This is a genomic window from Limosilactobacillus fastidiosus, from assembly GCF_014145505.1.
Classification (GTDB): Bacteria; Bacillota; Bacilli; order Lactobacillales; family Lactobacillaceae; genus Limosilactobacillus; species Limosilactobacillus fastidiosus.
The window spans coordinates 1-4698 of sequence record NZ_JACIUZ010000035.1; the positions used below are offsets into that span (position 1 = coordinate 1).

The following is a 4698-nucleotide window of genomic DNA, read 5'->3' on the forward strand; positions in this document are numbered from 1 at the left end:
AAACGGAGAAGGAGGGATTCGAACCCTCGCACCGCTCACGCGATCTACACCCTTAGCAGGGGCGCCTCTTCAGCCACTTGAGTACTTCTCCAAATGGGCCTAAATGGACTTGAACCATCGACCTCACGCTTATCAGGCGTGCGCTCTAAACCAGCTGAGCTATAGGCCCATACAAAAAGCGGGTAACGAGAATCGAACTCGCGACAACAGCTTGGAAGGCTGTGGTTTTACCACTAAACTATACCCGCATAATATTAAAATAAATGGCGCGGGACGGAATCGAACCGCCGACACACGGAGCTTCAATCCGTTGCTCTACCAACTGAGCTACCGAGCCAAAACGGTCCGTACGAGACTCGAACTCGTGATCTCATCCGTGACAGGGATGCGTCCTAAACCAACTAGACCAACGGACCAAAATTGCGGGGGCTGGATTTGAACCAACGACCTCCGGGTTATGAGCCCGACGAGCTACCAGGCTGCTCTACCCCGCGATAATAAAAGGAGGATGAGGGATTCGAACCCTCGCGTCGCTCTCACGGCCTAGCGGTTTTCAAGACCGCCCCCTTCAGCCACTTGGGTAATCCTCCAAAAAAATATAAACAACAATCCATCACAGAAAGTTGATGGACCTTGTAGGACTCGAACCTACGACCGGGCGGTTATGAGCCGCTTGCTCTAACCAACTGAGCTAAAGGTCCAAAACAGCCAGTCAATCGCGGCGGGGGGGATCGAACCCTCGACCTCCCGGGTATGAACCGGACGCTCTAGCCAGCTGAGCTACACCGCGAAAAACTAATAGATTAATATTAGAATTATCGGGAAAACAGGATTCGAACCTGCGACCCCCTGGTCCCAAACCAGGTGCTCTACCAAGCTGAGCTATTTCCCGAAAATGCACCCAGAAGGAGTCGAACCTTCAACCTTCTGATTCGTAGTCAGACACTCTATCCAATTGCGCTATGGGTGCATAAAAAAGTGCCGAGGACCGGGATCGAACCGGTACGGTTATCACTAACCGCGGGATTTTAAGTCCCGTGCGTCTGCCAATTCCGCCACCCCGGCATTATAGAATTGACAAAGCGGAAGACGGGATTCGAACCCGCGACCCCCACCATGGCAAGGTGATGTTCTACCACTGAACTACTTCCGCATATATAAGTGCCGACTAGAGGATTCGAACCTCCGACCTCCTGTTTACAAGACAGATGCTCTGCCAACTGAGCTAAGTCGGCGTACACTTTTTTATTATACCAAACCGTTACCTATTTGGTAATGAGCCGTGGCGGTCTCGAACCGCCGACCCTCTGATTAAAAGTCAGATGCTCTACCAACTGAGCTAACGGCTCATGAGCTTAATGCTCAATGGAGGATACAGGGCTCGAACCTGTGACCTCCTGCTTGTAAGGCAGATGCTCTCCCAACTGAGCTAATCCTCCATAACAGCGTGGCAACGTCCTATCCTCGCAGGGAGCGATCCCCCAACTACTTTTGGCGTGTTGAAGCTTAACTTCTGTGTTCGGCATGGGAACAGGTGTATCCTTCAAGCCATCATCACCACACTTACCCTTTTGGGCAAGAGCTTGCGCTCTCAAAACTAAACAATATCATTTTCTACCAAACCGAACTCCCGCTTAACTTGGTTAAGTCCTCGACCGATTAGTAATGGTCCGCTCCATGCCTCACGGCACTTCCACTTCCATCCTATCTACCACATCATCTTTGTGGGGTCTTACTTCCCGAAGGAATGGGAAATCTCATCTCGAGGCGAGTTTCACACTTAGATGCTTTCAGCGTTTATCTCGTCCATACATAGCTACCCAGCGGTGCTCCTGGCGGAACAACTGGTACACCAGCGGTATGTCCATCCCGGTCCTCTCGTACTAAGGACAGGTCCTCTCAAATTTCCTACGCCCGCGACGGATAGGGACCGAACTGTCTCACGACGTTCTGAACCCAGCTCGCGTACCGCTTTAATGGGCGAACAGCCCAACCCTTGGGACCGACTACAGCCCCAGGATGCGATGAGCCGACATCGAGGTGCCAAACCTCCCCGTCGATGTGGACTCTTGGGGGAGATAAGCCTGTTATCCCCAGGGTAGCTTTTATCCGTTGAGCGATGGCCCTTCCATACGGAACCACCGGATCACTAAGCCCGACTTTCGTCCCTGCTCGACCTGTCTGTCTCGCAGTCAAGCTCGCTTGTGCCTTTACACTCTGCGAATGATTTCCAACCATTCTGAGCGAACCTTTGGGCGCCTCCGTTACCTTTTAGGAGGCGACCGCCCCAGTCAAACTGCCCACCTGACACTGTCTCCCAGCACGTTTAGTGCTGCGGGTTAGAGTGGTCATAATGCAAGGGTAGTATCCCACCAACGCCTCCGTCGAAACTAGCGTTCCGACTTCTATGGCTCCTACCTATCCTGTACAAGCAGTACAAACACTCAATATCAAGCTACAGTAAAGCTCCATGGGGTCTTTCCGTCCTGTCGCGGGTACCCTGCATCTTCACAGGGATTTCAATTTCACCGAGTCTCTCGTTGAGACAGTGCCCAGATCGTTACGCCTTTCGTGCGGGTCGGAACTTACCCGACAAGGAATTTCGCTACCTTAGGACCGTTATAGTTACGGCCGCCGTTTACTGGGGCTTCAATTCAGAGCTTCGCCGAAGCTAACCCTTCCTTTTAACCTTCCAGCACCGGGCAGGCGTCAGCCCCTATACTTCATCTTACGATTTTGCAGAAACCTGTGTTTTTGATAAACAGTCGCCTGGGCCTATTCACTGCGGCTGGTCTTGCGACCAGCACCCCTTCTCCCGAAGTTACGGGGTCATTTTGCCGAGTTCCTTAACGAGAGTTCACTCGCTCACCTTAGGATTCTCTCCTCGACTACCTGTGTCGGTTTGCGGTACGGGCAGTTAACTTGCTCCTTAGAAGCTTTTCTCGGCAGTGTGACATCGGCAACTTCGCTACTATAATTTCGCTCCCCATCACAGCTTGTCAACCCGAATGTAAGCATTTAACTCACATCCTGACTTACTGCTTGGCCCCACTCTTCCAATCGTGAGGTTTGCTTAGCCTCCTGCGTCCCTCCATCGTCAAACGCAGTTAACTGGTACAGGAATCTCAACCTGTTATCCATCGCCTACGCCTCTCGGCCTCGGCTTAGGTCCCGACTTACCCTGGGAGGACGAGCCTTCCCCAGGAAACCTTAGTCATTCGGTGAACAGGATTCTCACCTGTCTTTCGCTACTCATACCGGCATTCTCACTTCTAAGCGCTCCACCAGTCCTCACGGTCTAGCTTCACCGCCCTTAGAACGCTCTCCTATCACGTGCACGTAGTGCACATCCACAGTTTCGGTAATATGCTTAGCCCCGGTACATTTTCGGCGCAGAATCACTCGACTAGTGAGCTATTACGCACTCTTTAAATGGTGGCTGCTTCTGAGCCAACATCCTAGTTGTCTATGCAACTCCACATCCTTTTCCACTTAGCATATATTTAGGGACCTTAACTGGTGATCTGGGCTGTTCCCCTTTACACGGTGGATCTTATCACTCATCGTGTGACTCCTGGGCATAAATCGATGGCATTCGGAGTTTATCTGAAGTTGGTAACCCATGACGGGCCCCTTGTCCAAACAGTAGCTCTACCTCCACGATTCTTTATCCCAAGGCTCCCCCTAAAGAGATTTCGGAGAGAACCAGCTATCTCCAAGTTCGTTTGGAATTTCACCGCTACCCACACCTCATCCCAGCCATTTTCAACTGACACGGGTTCGGTCCTCCAGTGCGCTTTACCGCACCTTCAACCTGGACATGGGTAGGTCACCTGGTTTCGGGTCTACAACTACATACTTCATACGCCCATTTCAGACTCGCTTTCGCTGCGGCTCCAGTTTTTCCACCTTAACCTTGCATGCAATCGTAACTCGCCGGTTCATTCTGCAAGAGGCACGCCGTCACCCATTAATGGGCTCCGACAGCTTGTAGGCACATGGTTTCAGGAACTATTTCACTCCCCTTCCGGGGTGCTTTTCACCTTTCCCTCACGGTACTGGTTCACTATCGGTCACTAGGGAGTATTTAGCCTTGCGAGATGGTCCTCGCAGCTTCCGACGGGGTTTCACGTGTCCCGCCGTACTCAGGATCCTGAACTGAGGGAGTGACGTTTCGTCTACTGGGCTCTCACCATCTCTGGCACAGTTTCCCAACTGTTTCGACTACGTCGCTCTTTGGTAACTCAAATGTTCAGTCCTACAACCCCAACGAGCAAGCTCGTTGGTTTGGGCTCTTCCCCGTTCGCTCGCCGCTACTGAGGGAATCGAATTTTTCTTTCTCTTCCTGCAGCTACTGAGATGTTTCAGTTCACTGCGTCTACCGCTTGCTAGCTATAGATTCACTAGTCAAGCAACCAACGACTAAGTTGGTTGGGTTTCCCCATTCGGAAATCTCCGGATCAAAGCGTACTTACCGCTCCCCGAAGCATATCGGTGTTAGTCCCGTCCTTCATCGGCTCCTAGTACCAAGGCATTCACCATGCGCCCTTCATAACTTAACCTTGATAATCACTTTGTGATTATCGGATTAATTGAGTTAGCGATTATTTCTTAAAACTCAAAATAACGCGGTGTTCTCGGTTTGTTTTGTTAATTAATAAAGAAAATTGATATTATTTAGTTTTCAAAGTGCAAGCT

At 51.1% G+C, this 4698-nt stretch carries 16 tRNA genes and 2 rRNA genes; all 18 read right to left on the reverse strand.

What is annotated here, in order from left to right:
- Positions 1-3: 3 nt before the first annotated feature.
- Positions 4-91: transfer RNA gene (locus H5R64_RS05045), tRNA-Ser, on the reverse strand.
- Positions 92-94: 3 nt separating this feature from the next.
- Positions 95-169: transfer RNA gene (locus H5R64_RS05050), tRNA-Ile, on the reverse strand.
- 8 nt (positions 170-177) lie between these two features.
- Positions 178-248 (reverse strand) — tRNA-Gly (locus H5R64_RS05055).
- Positions 249-264: 16 nt separating this feature from the next.
- Positions 265-337, reverse strand: a tRNA-Phe gene (locus H5R64_RS05060).
- Between the two features lie 4 nt (positions 338-341).
- Positions 342-416 (reverse strand) — tRNA-Asp (locus H5R64_RS05065).
- A 4-nt stretch (positions 417-420) separates the two neighbouring features.
- Positions 421-494 (reverse strand) — tRNA-Met (locus H5R64_RS05070).
- 8 nt (positions 495-502) lie between these two features.
- Positions 503-590 (reverse strand) — tRNA-Ser (locus H5R64_RS05075).
- A gap of 37 nt (positions 591-627) precedes the next feature.
- Positions 628-701 (reverse strand) — tRNA-Ile (locus H5R64_RS05080).
- Between the two features lie 15 nt (positions 702-716).
- A tRNA-Met gene (locus H5R64_RS05085) sits at positions 717-790 on the reverse strand.
- Positions 791-818: 28 nt separating this feature from the next.
- A tRNA-Pro gene (locus H5R64_RS05090) sits at positions 819-892 on the reverse strand.
- A gap of 4 nt (positions 893-896) precedes the next feature.
- Positions 897-970, reverse strand: a tRNA-Arg gene (locus H5R64_RS05095).
- 9 nt (positions 971-979) lie between these two features.
- Positions 980-1065, reverse strand: a tRNA-Leu gene (locus H5R64_RS05100).
- A gap of 16 nt (positions 1066-1081) precedes the next feature.
- Positions 1082-1153, reverse strand: a tRNA-Gly gene (locus H5R64_RS05105).
- Between the two features lie 9 nt (positions 1154-1162).
- Positions 1163-1235 (reverse strand) — tRNA-Thr (locus tag H5R64_RS05110).
- Between the two features lie 41 nt (positions 1236-1276).
- A tRNA-Lys gene (locus tag H5R64_RS05115) sits at positions 1277-1349 on the reverse strand.
- Positions 1350-1366: 17 nt separating this feature from the next.
- Positions 1367-1439, reverse strand: a tRNA-Val gene (locus H5R64_RS05120).
- 6 nt (positions 1440-1445) lie between these two features.
- Positions 1446-1562, reverse strand: a 5S ribosomal RNA gene (rrf, locus tag H5R64_RS05125).
- Positions 1563-1639: 77 nt separating this feature from the next.
- Positions 1640-4562, reverse strand: a 23S ribosomal RNA gene (locus H5R64_RS05130).
- Positions 4563-4698 lie beyond the last annotated feature (136 nt).